The sequence below is a fragment of the Exiguobacterium sp. s124 genome (assembly GCF_018617485.1).
Taxonomy (GTDB): domain Bacteria; phylum Bacillota; class Bacilli; order Exiguobacteriales; family Exiguobacteriaceae; genus Exiguobacterium; species Exiguobacterium aestuarii.
This window is the reverse complement of the sequence record NZ_JACSKH010000003.1, coordinates 175,412-190,897: the sequence shown is the minus strand read 5'-3', so window position 1 is coordinate 190,897 and position 15,486 is coordinate 175,412. Positions and strand designations below refer to the sequence as shown.

At 49.3% G+C, this 15,486-nt stretch carries 11 protein-coding genes; all 11 read left to right on the top strand.

Going from position 1 to position 15,486, the window contains the following annotated elements; translation table 11 throughout:
- Positions 1 to 14 precede the first annotated feature (14 nt).
- A complete protein-coding gene (locus KNO85_RS13235) occupies positions 15 to 1,757 on the top strand; it encodes an adenine deaminase C-terminal domain-containing protein (RefSeq protein ID WP_214790793.1) in 1,743 nt (580 codons plus the stop codon).
- 67 nt (positions 1,758 to 1,824) lie between these two features.
- Positions 1,825 to 2,130, top strand: a complete 306-nt coding sequence (locus KNO85_RS13230; RefSeq protein ID WP_026826878.1) for a YerC/YecD family TrpR-related protein — start codon at positions 1,825 to 1,827, stop codon at positions 2,128 to 2,130.
- A 35-nt stretch (positions 2,131 to 2,165) separates the two neighbouring features.
- Positions 2,166 to 3,548 (top strand): TrkH family potassium uptake protein, encoded by a 1,383-nt coding sequence (locus KNO85_RS13225; RefSeq protein WP_214696732.1) that lies wholly within the window; start codon positions 2,166 to 2,168, stop codon positions 3,546 to 3,548.
- Between the two features lie 12 nt (positions 3,549 to 3,560).
- The gene (locus KNO85_RS13220; RefSeq protein WP_214790791.1) at positions 3,561 to 3,794 is read left to right on the top strand and encodes a hypothetical protein; all 234 of its coding nucleotides are present in this window, start codon (positions 3,561 to 3,563) and stop codon (positions 3,792 to 3,794) included.
- Between the two features lie 89 nt (positions 3,795 to 3,883).
- Complete coding sequence (gene pcrB / locus KNO85_RS13215; protein ID WP_214790789.1) at positions 3,884 to 4,564, top strand: heptaprenylglyceryl phosphate synthase; 681 nt, start codon at positions 3,884 to 3,886, stop codon at positions 4,562 to 4,564.
- A gap of 38 nt (positions 4,565 to 4,602) precedes the next feature.
- On the top strand, positions 4,603 to 6,819 hold the full coding sequence (gene pcrA / locus KNO85_RS13210) for a DNA helicase PcrA (protein ID WP_214790787.1): 2,217 nt from the start codon (positions 4,603 to 4,605) through the stop codon (positions 6,817 to 6,819).
- Positions 6,820 to 6,828: 9 nt separating this feature from the next.
- On the top strand, positions 6,829 to 8,823 hold the full coding sequence (gene ligA / locus KNO85_RS13205; protein WP_214790785.1) for an NAD-dependent DNA ligase LigA: 1,995 nt from the start codon (positions 6,829 to 6,831) through the stop codon (positions 8,821 to 8,823).
- Positions 8,824 to 9,076: 253 nt separating this feature from the next.
- Positions 9,077 to 10,549 (top strand): LPXTG cell wall anchor domain-containing protein, encoded by a 1,473-nt coding sequence (locus KNO85_RS13200; protein ID WP_214790783.1) that lies wholly within the window; start codon positions 9,077 to 9,079, stop codon positions 10,547 to 10,549.
- 133 nt (positions 10,550 to 10,682) lie between these two features.
- The gene (locus tag KNO85_RS13195) at positions 10,683 to 11,855 is read left to right on the top strand and encodes a CamS family sex pheromone protein (RefSeq protein WP_214790781.1); all 1,173 of its coding nucleotides are present in this window, start codon (positions 10,683 to 10,685) and stop codon (positions 11,853 to 11,855) included.
- Between the two features lie 140 nt (positions 11,856 to 11,995).
- Positions 11,996 to 12,865 carry a DnaJ C-terminal domain-containing protein gene (locus KNO85_RS13190; RefSeq protein ID WP_214790779.1) on the top strand — a complete coding sequence of 290 codons (870 nt, stop codon included), beginning with the start codon at positions 11,996 to 11,998 and terminating at the stop codon, positions 12,863 to 12,865.
- A 19-nt stretch (positions 12,866 to 12,884) separates the two neighbouring features.
- The gene (gene clpB / locus KNO85_RS13185) at positions 12,885 to 15,476 is read left to right on the top strand and encodes an ATP-dependent chaperone ClpB (protein WP_214790777.1); all 2,592 of its coding nucleotides are present in this window, start codon (positions 12,885 to 12,887) and stop codon (positions 15,474 to 15,476) included.
- The last annotated feature ends 10 nt before the right edge of the window (positions 15,477 to 15,486 follow it).

The window sequence follows — 15,486 nt, the reverse complement described above, 5'->3', positions numbered from 1 at the left end:
GAGGATTGGGTTCGATGCCAACAAAAAGAACGGCGCGGGCACCGTGGTCTAAAGTGATGATTCGTTCGCAACTTGAAGTCGTAGATCGAGTACGACCACCTTCGCTCGTCTTACAAAACGCGACGTATTTGAACGTATACGTGAAACAATGGAAAACGGCGAACATTTGGATTGAGGGAGACCGTATCGTATATGTCGGTCCAGATCTACCAGAATCGGCGGTCGAGACGGTCGATGTGTCAGGAAAGTATATTGTACCTGGTTATATCGAGCCTCACGCTCATCCATTTCAATTATACAATCCGGCGACGTTGTCTAAGTACGCAGGAGAGCGCGGAACGACGACGCTCGTCAACGACAACATGCTTCTTTTTTTACAAGAAAAAGAGCAAGCGTTTGCGCAGCTTGAGGCGATTCAACAGTTGCCAACAAGCACGTATTGGTGGGCAAGACTCGACACGCAGACCGAGCTCGATCGTGAGAGTGTCGCCGTCGATTCAGAACGGGTTCACGAATGGTTCAATCATCCTGACGTCGTGATGGCCGGAGAACTGACAGCATGGCCACGCGCCTTGAAGGGCGATGATGAAATGCTTCAGTGGATGCTTGACGCAGAGACATGTGGTTTACCGGTCGAAGGACACTTTCCGGGTGCCTCACCAAAGACATTGACTAAAATGGCGTTGATGGGTGTTCACAGCGACCATGAGGCGATGACAGCGGAAGAGGCGCTTAGCCGACTCGAACTGGGCTACACGACGACACTTCGTCATTCTTCGATTCGACCGGACCTACCGGGAATGATTCGTGACCTGCTCGCGAACGGATTAACCGCATTCGATCATCTCATGGTGACGACGGACGGTTCGACCCCTGGCTTTTATGAAGACGGGATGCAGGACGCTCTCGTTCGCATTTTAATGGAAGAAGGGTTACCTGCAATCGAAGCGTATCGGATTGTGTCTCACAATGTAGCGCGTCATTTCGATCTCGATCATATTCTCGGTTCGATTGCTCCAGGTCGTATCGCCCATCTGAACATTCTTGACGCAATCGAGGAACCACGCCCGTCGGCTGTCATCGCGAAAGGGCAATGGATTTTTCGAGATGGTGTGTCCTTGTTCCCGAACGAATTGGTGGAAGCGGTACTCGACAAGATGCCGTCGACAGACGTCTCGATTGAATTGACACCGCAAGATTTGTCGTTCAGCATGCCCGTCGGTCTCGACATGATCAACTCGGTCATCATGAAACTGTTTAAAATCAAGCACGATACAGGTCAAGACGAATTGCCGCGCGATGAGGATGAATCGTTCTTGATGTTACTTGATAAAGAAGGAAAGTGGCGATTGAACACGGTTCTGAAAGGATTTGCGAAAGACTTCGGCGGTCTCGTCAGTTCGTACTCAATTAGCGGAGACTATTTGATTTTAGGAAAATGTAAACAGGACATGTTACAGGCATTTGAACGGATGAACGAACTCGGAGGAGGAATCGTCCTTGTCGACAAAGGAGAAATCGTTGCTGAAATTCCGTTACCGCTTTGCGGCATGACCTCGACAGAGCCGCTCGAGACGCTCATCGGTCAAGAGAAACAACTACGTGAAGAGCTTGTGTCACGGGGGTATCAGTTCGAAGATCCGATTTACACGTTACTGTTTTTAGCATCCACACACTTGCCGTACGTTCGGGCGACTCCACTCGGTATTTATGAAGTGATGAAAAAACAAGTACTATTTCCTGCGATTTTGCGATGAATAGTTGAGTCCGAGCCGCCCCTGCTTTAGAATGATAAAGAAGTATGAGTAGAGAGGATGCTTGCGGATGCAACTCGATAAATTACGAGGTCGAGAGCTTGATCAATTGTTTGAGGCAATTTTGAAGCTCGATACGCTCGAAGACTGTTATCAATTATTTGAAGATTTAGCGACTGTCAATGAAATTCAGGCACTTGCGCAACGACTAGAAGTGGCGCGTCAAATACGTGAAGGCAATACGTATCATAAGATTGAGGACGCAACGGGTGCCTCAACGGCTACGATTTCTCGTGTGAAACGTTGCTTGAACTATGGGACAGGCGGATACGATCTCGCTCTTGAACGTCTACAACAAACAAAAGGTGACTCGTAAGAGTCATCTTGTTTTTGATGGAGGGGAGGGGCGAGATGCAACAAAAATTCATGAAGCGGAACTTACAATTGTTCTTTCGAAATTTAACACCAGTCCAAACACTCGTGTTAATCTATAGCGCGGCAGCCGTTTTATCCGTGTTGCTCCTCGCCTTACCGATCGCCCATAAACCAGGTGTGACGATTACGTTTACGGACCTCGTCTTCTTTGCGGTGAGTTGTGTCAGTGTCACCGGACTCACGCCGATCGTGGTCACCGATACGTTTTCGACGTTTGGTTTATTTATTATCTTGTTCATCGTTCAGGTGAGCGGGGTCGGGTTGATCAGTTTGCATGTCATCATGTGGATTTTGCTCGGGAAACGGATTGGATTTCGGGAACGACAACTGATTTTACGTGACCAAAACCAGACATCGATGTCGGGGATTGTCAAATACATCACGGAAATCGTGATTACCGTTATCGCAATCGAGGCGGTTGGTGCCGTCTTACTCGGTGTCCATTACTTAAATTATTTCGATACCGCCGGGGAAGCCTTCTTGCAAGGGTTATTTGGGTCGGTCAGTGCGACGACGAACGCCGGTTTTGATATTACCGGTAGCTCGCTCGCGCCATTCCGTGAAGACCCATTTGTCATCTTCACGCAGATTGCGCTCATGACCGGTGGTGCCATCGGATTCCCCGTTCTTGTAGAGATTCGGACCTATTTGGTGAGTCGCATCACGCGGAAACGTCATACGTTCCCGAGTCGATTCTCTTTGTTCACGAAATTGACGGTCTCGACATTCTTTATTTTAATTGCTGTCGGAACGGTCGGCTTGTTCATTTTTGAGTACAACAATGCATTTAAAGACTTGCCACTTTGGCTATCTCTCTCGGATTCATTATTCCAGTCCGTGACGACACGTAACGGTGGATTATCGACGGTCGATGTCAACTTGTTCTCAGAAGCGAGCATGTTGCTCTTATCGATCCTCATGTTTATCGGAGCTTCCCCATCGTCTGTCGGTGGGGGGATTCGGACGACAACGTTTGCCGTGGCCGTTCTCGGTGTCGTCGCGTTTATTCGTGGTGACTCGTCGATTAAAATTTTTGGTCGTGAGATTGTTCTAGAGGATATTTGGAAAGCATTCGTCATCATTACGGTGTCGCTTGCCGTCTTATTATCTGGCGTCATGGTCATGGCTTATTTCGAAGATGCCTCATTGACACGAATCTTATTTGAGGCATGTTCCGCGTTCGGGACGACAGGACTCTCTGTTGGCCTCTCTTCTGAATTCAGTAACGTCGGAAAATGGGTGCTGACGATTCTCATGTTCATCGGTCGAATCGGGGTCATTGCCTTTATTCTCATCTTGCAACGGAGACAACCGAAGCGGATGTATAACTATCCGAAAGAATCAATCATCTTAGGATAAGGAGATCGTCATATGAAAGCATTTTGGATTAACTTTGGATATGTTTTTATCGTTCCGGTCCTTCCGTTCATCGCGGTCGTCAATGGAACGGCGCTCTGTTCGCCAGACTCACCATTACTCGATATTCCAGTGCTCGGATTCTTTTTAGCGAATCCGCTCTGGTTTGTCCCGGTATATGCACTATTCGCATTGCTAGTTGCGAAATGGTTAACGGATCGGGAACGGAATCGTACGGCACGCTCGTGACTTGCTTCGGCAAGTCTTTTTTTAATGGAGAGATGCACGCGATGCAAAAAATCGATACACTAGAGAAGGATTCGATGGGAGGGAACAAGTTGAAATTTCAGTCATGGCGACATGTGTTTAAATTAGATCCGAATAAGCATCTCGACGAGGAGGCGCTCCATGCGCTCATTCACTCGGGCACCGACGCTTTTTTGATTGGTGGGACGGACGGGGTCAATGCGGAGAATACATTCGCACTTTTTGCGAGAGTCCGGGATGCCGGATTACCGGTCGCCCTTGAAATCAGTCAACCGAGCCAGGTCATCGATGGCTTCGATCACTACTTTGTACCGACCGTGCTTAACGCCGGAACGCCGGAATGGATTGTCGGACACCATGCGCGTGCATTTGAGCGCTACGGTCATTTCTTTGATTCACGTCATGTCACGGCACAAGGCTATCTCGTCTTGAATCCAGACGCGAAAGTGGCGCACGTGACGGAATCAAGATGCGACTTGTCGCTAGAAGAAGCCGTGGCATATGCCGAAGTCGGACATCATTTGTTCCGACTCCCGTCACTCTATATCGAATACAGCGGACGACTCGGCGATGTCGACGTCGTGAAAGAAATTCGATTGTCGTTACCACAGGCGCACCTTTTTTACGGAGGTGGCATCGATGGGGCGGAATCGGCTCAGTTGATGGGGGCGTACGCCGATACGATTGTCGTCGGCAATATCATTTATGAAGACTTAGCGGGAGCACTTGCGACTGTGCAAGCACTCCGATAAAATAAGAACAAACGTTTGGAACAAGGAAGGAAACGATTATGTATAATCTTAGCGAAGAATTAGTCAAAGGCATGAACCCAGAACAAGCGGAAGCGGTCAAGCACACGGATGGTCCTCTGTTGATCATGGCGGGTGCGGGGTCTGGTAAAACCCGTGTCTTGACACATCGTGTCGCCTATTTGATGGCGGCAAAGCAAGTGGCACCGTGGAACATTTTAGCGATCACGTTCACGAACAAGGCAGCACGCGAGATGAAAGACCGGATTGCGCGCCTCGTCGGTGGAGTCGCCGAAGACATTTGGATTTCCACATTCCACTCGATGTGTGTCCGTATTTTACGACGCGATATCGATCGCATTCGATATGACCGAAACTTTTCGATTTTAGACGCCTCGGACCAATTGACGGCAATCAAACAAGTGTTGAAAGAATTGAACCTCGACCCGAAAAAGTATGAACCGCGTACACTTCTCGGGATGATTTCAAATCATAAGAACGAGTTGCGCACGGCAAAGGACGCAGCGGCTCTTGTCGGCAACAATCCATATGAACGAATCATCTCTGACGTCTACACGGCGTATGAGAAAAAGTTGAAACAGAACAACGTACTCGACTTCGATGACTTGATCATGAAGACAATCCATTTATTCCAAGAGGCGCCGGACGTCTTAGCGTTTTATCAAAAGAAATTCAAATACATTCACGTCGATGAGTATCAAGACACGAACCGGGCACAGTACACGCTCGTCAAACTTCTCGCACAAGCACACGAGAACTTATGTGTCGTCGGGGACTCGGATCAGTCGATTTATCGTTGGCGCGGTGCCGATATCGCTAACATCTTGACGTTCGAGAAAGACTATCCGAGCGCTCACGTCATCTTGCTCGAACAGAACTATCGTTCGACGAAGCGAATTTTGGAAGCGGCGAACGGCGTGATTCAGAACAACGCTTCCCGTAAAGATAAAAACTTGTGGACTGAGAACGATGAAGGAGAGAAACTCTTACTCCACGTCGCCTCCGATGACCGCGACGAGGCGTTCTTCATCATGAATCAGATGAAGGAACTGAAGATGGAAGGGATGGACTACGGTCAGATGGCGGTCCTTTATCGGACGAACGCCCAGTCACGTGGTCTTGAGGAGATGCTCCTCAAATCGAACATCCCGTATAAAATGGTCGGCGGGACGAAGTTCTATGAGCGAAAAGAAATCAAGGACGTCTTGGCGTACTTGCGCTTGATCGCCAACCCGGACGAGGACATCTCATTCGCTCGAGTCGTCAATGAACCGAAACGAGGCATCGGAGCCGCAACAATCGACAAACTAGGAGACTTTGCGGATATGCAGGGTGTCTCACTCATGGATGCGATTCGTGACATTGAACTCTCAGGGATTGCCCCGCGTACGGCGACGAAGCTCGCAGATTTCCGTCAGATGATGATGGACTTACGACAAATGGCAGACTATCTCTCGATTTCAGAGCTCGTCGAAGAAGTATTGAAGAAGACAGGTTATGAAGAGATGCTCAAGATTGAGAAGACGCTCGAAGCAGAGAGTCGACTTGAGAACTTACAAGAGTTCCTGTCGGTCGCTCAAAACTTTGAAAAAGAAAGCGATGAACAGTCACTCGTCGCCTTCCTCACTGATTTGACGCTCGTGTCCGACCTCGATTCGCTTGATGAAGTCGACGAGTCGCATCAAGTTACGTTGATGACCTTACACTCGGCGAAAGGACTTGAGTTCCCGGTCGTCTTCTTGATTGGGATGGAGGAAGGTCTCTTCCCACATAGTCGTGCGTTAAACGATGAGGAGGAGATGGAAGAAGAACGTCGCCTCGCATACGTGGGGATCACGCGGGCAGAGAAGCGTCTGTATTTGACACGTGCGCAGTCGCGGATGTTATACGGTCGCTTCCAAAACAACCCGGAATCAAGGTTCTTACATGAATTGCCGGAAACCTTGTTAGAACGGTCCGGTAAGGCGAGAAAGCCGATGCCGTGGAACCCGGTTGAATCACCAGGGAAGTTGCCGGTGAACGGCTTTAGCTCAAAACCGAAGCCGAAGCTCGCTCAATCTTCAGGCGCCGAAACGGTCGGCTGGAACGTTGGTGACAAAGCGAATCATAAAAAGTGGGGACAAGGGACAGTCGTCCAAACGCGTGGAGAAGGCGACCAACTCGAAGTCGACATCGCATTCCCAGAAGTCGGCATCAAGCGTCTATTGGCTAAATTTGCCCCAATCGAAAAAGCATGAGGTGAAGATATGGAGATGGCAGAACGTGTAGAAGAGCTTCGCAAAACGTTAAACCAATATGGTTATGAATATTATGTGCTCGATCGGCCGAGTGTGCCGGATTCAGAGTACGACCGTTTGATGAACGAGCTGATTCAAATCGAAACAGACTATCCAGAACTTCGGACTCCGGACTCCCCGACACAACGCGTCGGAGGAGCCCCGCTCGACGCGTTCGTCAAAGTGACGCATGACACACCGATGCTTTCACTCGGGAACGTCTTTTCAAAAGAAGAGCTTGCAGAGTGGGTGGAGCGAATCGAGAAAGACCTTGGCTACACACCGACATTCGTAGCTGAACTAAAATTTGATGGGCTCGCCGTCTCTTTGAAATACGAAGACGGTCGTCTCGTTCGAGGCGCGACGCGCGGGGACGGTACGATAGGTGAAGACATCACGCAAAACTTGAAGACGATTCGCGCTATTCCGCTTCGTCTCCAAGAGGATGTGACGTTTGAGGTGCGGGGTGAGGCGTATATGCCGAAGCGTTCGTTCGAACAATTGAATGATGAACGGGAACGACTCGGTGAGCCATTGTTCGCCAACCCGAGAAACGCAGCGGCCGGTTCACTCCGACAGCTCGACTCTAAAATTGCTGCATCGAGAAATTTGGCTTTCTTCGCCTACGGTTTGGTGTCACAAGACGATCTCGTCGCGTCACACGATGAGTCACTCGCTTATTTGAAACGCCTTGGCGTCGCCGTAAGCGGAGACTATACGACATGTAAGACGGCAGATGAACTTTGGGACTATATCGAAATGTATGTGACGAAGCGTAGTGAACTCCCGTACGAAATCGACGGGATCGTCATTAAAGTGGCTGGATACGAAGAACAAGAACAACTCGGATTCACAGCGAAAAGTCCACGCTGGGCCGTCGCGTATAAGTTTCCGGCAGAAGAAGTCGTGACGACCATTGAAGACGTCGATTTCAGTGTCGGTCGTACTGGGAAGGTCACACCGCGGGCACGGTTCGCTCCGGTCTCTGTGGCAGGGTCAACGGTAACGTATGCGACACTTCATAATGAAGATTTTATAAAAGAAAAAGACCTTCATATCGGTGACCGAGTCGTCATTAAAAAAGCTGGGGATGTCATTCCGGCTGTCGTATCAGCACTTGCTAGTGAGCGAAGTGGGGAAGAACGAGCAATCGAATTCCCAACCCATTGCCCTGCGTGTGGGTCCGAATTGATTCGATTAGAGGGTGAGGCCGATCATCGCTGTGTCAATCCGGAGTGTCCGGCTCAACTGCTCGAAGGGCTAATCCATTTCGTCTCACGACAAGCGATGAATATCGACGGACTCGGTGAAAAAGTGATTACGCAACTCCATGAAGCAGGACTCGTCCACAACGTGGCCGACTTGTATCGTCTGAACCGAGACGATTTACTTGGGCTCGAGCGTATGGGTGAGACGTCGGTGACAAACTTGCTCTCGGCAATTGAACAGTCGAAACAAAATTCGCTCGAACGTGTGCTCTTCGCCCTCGGCATCCGTCTCGTCGGACAAAAAGCGGCCTCGTTGATTGCAGAGCGGTTCGAGACGATGGAAGCCATCATCGATGCGACGGTCGAAGAACTGACGTCGATTGATGGCATCGGGACGAAGATGGCCGAGTCAATCGTTCTTTACTTTGAAAAACCAGAAGCACGTGAACTCGTCAGCGAACTAGCGGAATCGGGTGTGAACTTGTCTTTCAAAGGAACAAAACGACCAACGGCTGAAGGGGCACCCCTTTCTGGTAAGACGGTCGTATTGACCGGAAAATTACATGAGATGACGCGGGGGGAGGCAGGGAAGCAGCTTGAACTCCTCGGCGCGAGTGTGACGGGAAGTGTGAGTAAAAATACAGACTTACTTGTCGCCGGTGAAAAGGCTGGTTCGAAGCTGACGAAAGCTGAATCGTTAGGCATCGAAGTATGGGATGAGGCGAAGCTTCTCGATTTTTTAAGTGAACATGCATAAGACGTTTCGCTACGGCGAACGTCTTTTTTTGTCGTGTCGTATTGTAAAAAATTATGAGATTGAACAGGTTCGCACAAACGTTCGAAGGGTATAGATTAACTAAATCAAAATGCTAATATATTTTTGCGGGAGAACCCTTTGACACCATGACTTTCACACACACATCCCCTCATTCCTCTACGTGGTGAAATCCGTCATCGGGCAAACATCGATGTGCGCGCTCATTTTTCACCTTAGAGGAGGGACCGACACCATGACACATAACATCCAACGTTTCGTTGCTATATTCACCATCCTCATGCTCTTTTCAACACTGATCCCCTACCACGTCGCACATGCAGACACGACCACATTCCGATATATTCAAGTGGATTTGACAGACGAGGAAGTCGAGACATTATATGAATCAAGTCTTGTATACGAAGACGTCACGTATTATGGAGTTCGTGAATCAGCCAATGTTTGGCGATTTATGATCGATGCGGAAACAGTCGATGATTCGTTGATTGATTTGGTGACACTTTACAACGCTGAAGGCGTTCCATATACGTTCATCCCGAACTCCATCACGGAAGCGTATCCTGTCGAAGTGGAAGAACCACCTGTTGTCACAGAACCAAATCAACCGGAAGAGGTGACACCACCAACTGAAGTAGAACCGGTTATCGAAGAGCCTGCAATCGAGCCAATCTTACCGGCGCTCGCGCTCGAAGCGCAGAACATTGCCGGGGTCGACAAAGCCGTTGTCGGAGGTGAACTGTCGTATACGTTCATCGTAGAGAATACAGGAGACGCACCGTTAACGGTGACGAACTTCTCCCACGAGTATGTGAGCGGGGACGTTGACCGTCTTGCCATCGAATTGTTGAATCAACATGTGTTTGATCGCTTGTATGAATCGATAGGAGAAGATGGTCTCTTACCCGATGAACGAGTCGAGGTGACAGCTGTCTTATCTGTTCCGTCTGACTATTCATTCAGCACGCATCCTGAGATCGGTAGTCTGTTTCGCGTGACAGGAGTGGATGAATACGACCGCATCGTCACAGCAGAAAGTCAACAAATCGTCCTTTTGCAACAACCTGATTTTACAGTGACAGGGACGAGTGAGATGGCGACCGTTCAGCCAGGTGAACCAATCCGATACACCTATACAGTGACCAACACTTCTAACGTCACCTTGTTCTTGTCTGACGTGATGCTCACTTGGCCGAGTGGTGCCTTGACGTATGAGGAGCAACAGATGGCGAATGAACGATTCGTGAAGCAAGTCGAAGCCATCCCTGAATTCGTAAACGGGTTCGGACCGGAAGAAGTGGTCACCATTTCATTTGAACTCCCACTGCTCCCGTCCTATGACATACGAGCTGGGGCAGAATTAGTACAACAGGCAACGTTTGCCCTCCAAGTGAATGAAGGGGTGAACGTGATCCGTTCCGTCGATGTACCGGTTGCGGTGAAACAACCCGTTCCGGTAAAAGAGGATGAACCGAAGCAAGTGCCTGAGAAAGAAGAAACAAAGATGGAACCACCAGTCGTGAAAGTGGTTGTAAAAGAGCGAGAGGCTCCTCCAGTGAAGCCTGACGATGAAGTCGACACGTATTCGCAAGATGTACTCCCGATGACCGGGGAGACGAACGAGACGTGGCATATGATGATTGGACTCCTCTTGTTTGCATCTGGACTCCTTTTGATGATTCGTCGTAAGCACCCATCTACAAAATAATAATCGTGTATCCCTTCTTGTTTGATCAAGAAGGGATTTGTTCTGATTCCGCTTCGATACTTTTTTCGTGGAACGATTTTGTTATAATGGACAAAGTGAAATAGGAAACGATGTTCAAAGGAGCTAGACATAGATGAAATGGAAACAACTCGTCATCCCGACAATCGCCTCTGCGCTTTTGTTAAGCGGATGTTCAATGAAAATCCCGATGGGTGAAGAAGAAGCGACACCGACCGGCGAAGAAACAGCAGCAGAAGGCGTCACACAAGCAATCGAAGCACGTGATTCCTACTATCAAATGGTCATTCCCTTCAAAGCCGCAGCAGCGCGAGGACTTGCTCAGCGTCAAGTGAGTTCGTCGTTAGAGCTTGAAGAAGTCGAACTCGGTCTCATGCGCCATTCGACAGATGCGTTTGACCCAGACAAATTCGCTTATCAAGAGGGGCAACTTCTAAACGCGGAAGACGTATCCAATTTACTCGGACGTAAAGGCGGGAGTAACGAAGGATTGACGCCGCTCAACCCGGCTTATGCGGACGGGAAGGCCGACGTCGAAGACGACAAGTTCGTCGATGCGAACAAGAAGTCACCTCTATATTTGGCTTCGATCGTGGAACAGAACTATATGATAAAAGAAGATAGCGGATATCAGCTTGGCGGTGTGTCGTTTGCACTCATTTTGAACCGTGAGTATGTCTTCCAGGCACCGAACTACGGACCGACCTATACGGTGAAACTTGATCAGAAAAAAGTGATCGCAGAAGGGGAACGGATGGCGAACGAACTCGTCGCTCAATTGCGGAAGCGAGAAGACTTTAAAGATTTGGATGTAAACGTCGCGCTTTATATGAAGTCGACGCAAGGTTCACCGACGCCGGGGAACTATATCAAATCCGCTTTCGTCGGAACGGATGATGAGGTCACATCGGGTGACTGGAAAGCCATCGATGAGAAGTACTACTACTTCCCATCTGCGACGGCAACGAATGACGTACGCGAGGATGCACAGAAATTTACGCTCTTCAGTGACCGCATTGCCGACCTGTTCCCAGACTATAGCGGGATGATTGGGAAAGGCTTTTATCAGAACGGCGATTTGTCACGACTTGAAATCGATATCCCGATTCAATTCTATAGTCGTGCCGAACTTGTCGGATTCACCCAACACGTTGTCGGCTTGCTTGAAAACCGATGGGAATATAGCCGAAATGTGCCAGTCCGCATCAACATAACATCACTCGGTGGCGACCCTGAAGTGACGATTGTGTTCGAGGATGGCATGGATAGTCCAAAAGTATACTTCTAATCAAGAAGAGATTCGTTTTTTGAAACGAACCTCTTCTTTTTTTCGTATAAAAAGTGAAAGGATTATCTTTGACCTTATTTGACCAATTGAGTAGAATAGAGTTAACAGAAACGGGAAAGGGATAGGTGAGGTGAATCCATATGGCTAAAAACTATTATGACGAGCTCGGTGTCTCAAAAGGAGCGACCGAACAAGAGATTAAACGTGCATACCGGAAGTTGGCGAAACAGTACCATCCGGACGTCAATAAAGATCCTGGCGCACAAGAGCGATTCAAGTCAGTCCAAGAAGCGTTTGACGTGTTGAGCGACCCAGAGAAAAAAGCGAACTATGATCGATATGGTAGCCCGGATGGACCGTCGTTCGGACAGGGGTTTGGTGGCGGTGGAGAAACTTACGGGGAAGGTTCGTCCCAGTTCGAAGATTTATTCCGACAATTCGGGGGTGGGTCGCGTACGACTTCGCGAACATTCGGATTTGAAGATATGTTCGGAAGCTTCTTTGACCAAGCGGTCGAAGAAGACTTGGATGAGACCGTACGTGTGAATATCCCACTCAGCCAATTGACGAAGGAATCGAAAGTGAGCCTTCGACTTCAAACAGGCACGGTGAATGTCAAAATTCCACAGGGTGCCTATGAAGGTCAGAAGTTGCGGTTGAAAGGAAAAGGCAGCCGAGTCGGACAATCAGGGAACCGAGGGGATGTATACGTCGAGCTTCATTTTGCGGATGACGATACGTACCGACGTGAAGGAGAGCATATCTTGACGTTGAAACGATTGCGTCCGATCGAGTTTTTAGATGGGTCGAGCGTCATCATTTCAACACTCGACGGAGGACGGGTGAAGTTGAAAGTGAAACCTGGAAGCCGTCCGGGGCAACGGATGCGCATTCCAGGTCGCGGTGTCATGACCGGTTCGAAGGTACGTTCTGACTTATTCGTACAACTTGAGGTCGACCTGCCTCTTGATGAGACGTACCGTTCTGTCTATGAGCAAATCGAACGTTAATGGATAAGGAGGAATCGTGATGGACTTTAATCGTTTTACAGATAAAGCACATGAATGCATTGTCAGTTCACAGGCGTTAGCAAAACAATATCATCATAGTGAAATCAATGAGTGGCACGTCTTGGCATCCATGATTTCACAGACAGACGGAATTGCGCCGTTGCTGTTTCAAAAAATGGAGATCAACGTATCTGAGATTGAAGGAGAAGTCGCGCTTTCTTTGAAAAATGCGCCAAAACTTCAAAATCCGACGACACCGATGATTTCAGCTTCTTTGTTAGGCGTGTTGACGACGGCCGAGCGGGAAGCGACAGGGATGAACGATGAATACGTATCGGTCGAACACATCTTGCTCGGGATCTTGTTGAACAGCAGTCAGGCGCAGGCGATGCTTGAGCGAAAAGGAATCACGGAAGAACGACTCCGCGAGGCGCTCGTCGCCGTACGAGGCAATCGCCGCATCACATCGAAATCGCCTGAAGCGACGTATGATGTCTTGACGAAATACGGACGGGACCTCATTCAAGAAGTGAAGACTGGGAAAATTGATCCGGTCATCGGACGCGATAGTGAGATTCGTCGCGTCATCCGGATTTTGAGTCGGAAAACAAAAAACAATCCGGTCCTCATCGGGGAACCGGGTGTCGGGAAAACGGCGATTGTCGAGGGACTCGCTCAGCGAATCGTTCGCGGAGACGTGCCGGAGAGTTTGAAAGACAAAACAATCTTCAGTCTCGACATGAGTTCACTCGTCGCTGGTGCGAAATATCGCGGTGAATTCGAGGAACGACTTCAATCCGTCCTATCAGAAGTGAAGGAAGCAGAAGGCACGATTATCCTCTTCATTGATGAACTGCATACGATTGTCGGAGCTGGGAAGTCGGAAGGGTCGATGGATGCCGGAAACATGTTAAAACCGATGCTCGCCCGTGGGGAATTGCACTGTATCGGTGCGACGACGTTAGACGAGTATCGCCAATATATCGAGAAGGACCCTGCACTCGAGCGGCGTTTCCAACAAGTGCTCGTCGCTGAACCAGACGTCGAGGATACGGTTTCCATCTTGCGTGGCTTAAAAGAACGTTTCGAGATTCACCACGGAGTACGCATCCACGATAACGCTCTCGTCGCGGCGGCGATGCTATCAAATCGATATATCACCGACCGGTTCATGCCGGATAAGGCCATCGATCTCGTCGATGAGTCGTGTGCGATGATTCGGACTGAGATGGAATCGATGCCGGCTGAGCTCGATGAATTGGTCCGTCGGGTCATGCAACTTGAAATCGAAGAAGCGGCGCTTAAAAAAGAGAGTGACGCGGCTTCCATGAAGCGTCTCGAAGCACTCCAACAAGAATTGGCATCACTCCGTGAACAGTCTGACTCGTTACGTCTTCGTTGGGAAAATGAGAAAGAGTCAACGCACCGCGTGCAACAAATCCGGGGAGACCTTGAAAAAGTACGTCTCGAATTACAAGAGGCAGAAAGTCGCTACGACTTGAATCGGGCTTCAGAACTGAAATATGGACGAATCCCAGAACTCGAGCGAGAACTAGAAGAAGCGGAACAGCTGGCGAGTTCGGTGACGCGTGAACTCGTACGCGAAGAAGTGACGGAAGAAGAAATTGCCGAGGTCGTCTCGAAATGGACCGGCATTCCGGTGACCAAACTGACAGAAGGAGAGCGGGATAAACTGCTCAACTTAGAAACGGTGCTACACAAGCGTGTCTTCGGTCAAGATGATGCGATCCGCTTGGTCAGTGACGCGGTCATCCGGGCTCGTGCCGGAATCAAAGACCCGAACCGCCCAATCGGTTCCTTCCTCTTCCTCGGACCGACGGGTGTCGGTAAAACCGAGCTCGGGAAGGCGCTCGCGGAAGCGATGTTTGATTCAGAAGATCATATCGTTCGTCTCGATATGAGTGAGTATATGGAGAAACATGCCGTATCACGACTTGTCGGTGCACCTCCGGGATATATCGGTTACGAAGAAGGCGGGCAGTTGACGGAAGCGGTTCGCCGTAACCCTTACTCCGTTCTCTTGTTAGATGAGGTCGAGAAGGCACACCCAGACGTTTTCAATATTTTGTTGCAACTGCTCGATGATGGTCGATTGACCGATTCGCACGGTCGCATCGTCGACTTCAAAAATACGATTGTCATCATGACGTCGAACATTGGAGCAGACATTTTGCTCGAAGCGGCGAAAGATGGTGTGATCGATGAGGACGAAGAGCGTCAAGTGCTTGATAAACTCCGCCGACATTTCCGTCCTGAATTCTTGAATCGGGTCGATGAAACGATTTTGTTCCATCCACTTACGAAAGATCAAATCGGTCAAATCGTCGAGAAAGCAGTCGGTCGAATGAGTGAACGGCTCACGACACGCTCGATTCATATTGAAATCACGGATGCAGCTAAAACGTTCGTCGCCGATGAAGCGTACGAGCCTCAATTCGGTGCTCGTCCAATCAATCGTTTCGTGCAACGAACGATTGAGACGAAACTTGCCCGGAGTATCCTAGCGGGAGATGTCGAGGATGGCCAAACGGTCGTCATCGATGTTGAAAACGGGGAATTGACGTTACGTCCGTCGACGGTCAATGCATAAGAAAAGAGGA

Bases quoted from the DNA above. Each gene is read 5' to 3' on its own strand.
- ligA (WP_214790785.1), top strand. From the start codon at position 6,829: ATGGAGATGGCAGAACGTGTAGAAGAGCTTCGCAAAACGTTAAACCAA.
- KNO85_RS13235 (WP_214790793.1), top strand. From the start codon at position 15: ATGCCAACAAAAAGAACGGCGCGGGCACCGTGGTCTAAAGTGATGATT.
- pcrA (WP_214790787.1), top strand. From the start codon at position 4,603: ATGTATAATCTTAGCGAAGAATTAGTCAAAGGCATGAACCCAGAACAA.
- KNO85_RS13200 (WP_214790783.1), top strand. From the start codon at position 9,077: ATGACACATAACATCCAACGTTTCGTTGCTATATTCACCATCCTCATG.
- KNO85_RS13195 (WP_214790781.1), top strand. From the start codon at position 10,683: ATGAAATGGAAACAACTCGTCATCCCGACAATCGCCTCTGCGCTTTTG.
- KNO85_RS13190 (WP_214790779.1), top strand. From the start codon at position 11,996: ATGGCTAAAAACTATTATGACGAGCTCGGTGTCTCAAAAGGAGCGACC.
- KNO85_RS13225 (WP_214696732.1), top strand. From the start codon at position 2,166: ATGCAACAAAAATTCATGAAGCGGAACTTACAATTGTTCTTTCGAAAT.
- clpB (WP_214790777.1), top strand. From the start codon at position 12,885: ATGGACTTTAATCGTTTTACAGATAAAGCACATGAATGCATTGTCAGT.
- KNO85_RS13230 (WP_026826878.1), top strand. From the start codon at position 1,825: ATGCAACTCGATAAATTACGAGGTCGAGAGCTTGATCAATTGTTTGAG.
- KNO85_RS13220 (WP_214790791.1), top strand. From the start codon at position 3,561: ATGAAAGCATTTTGGATTAACTTTGGATATGTTTTTATCGTTCCGGTC.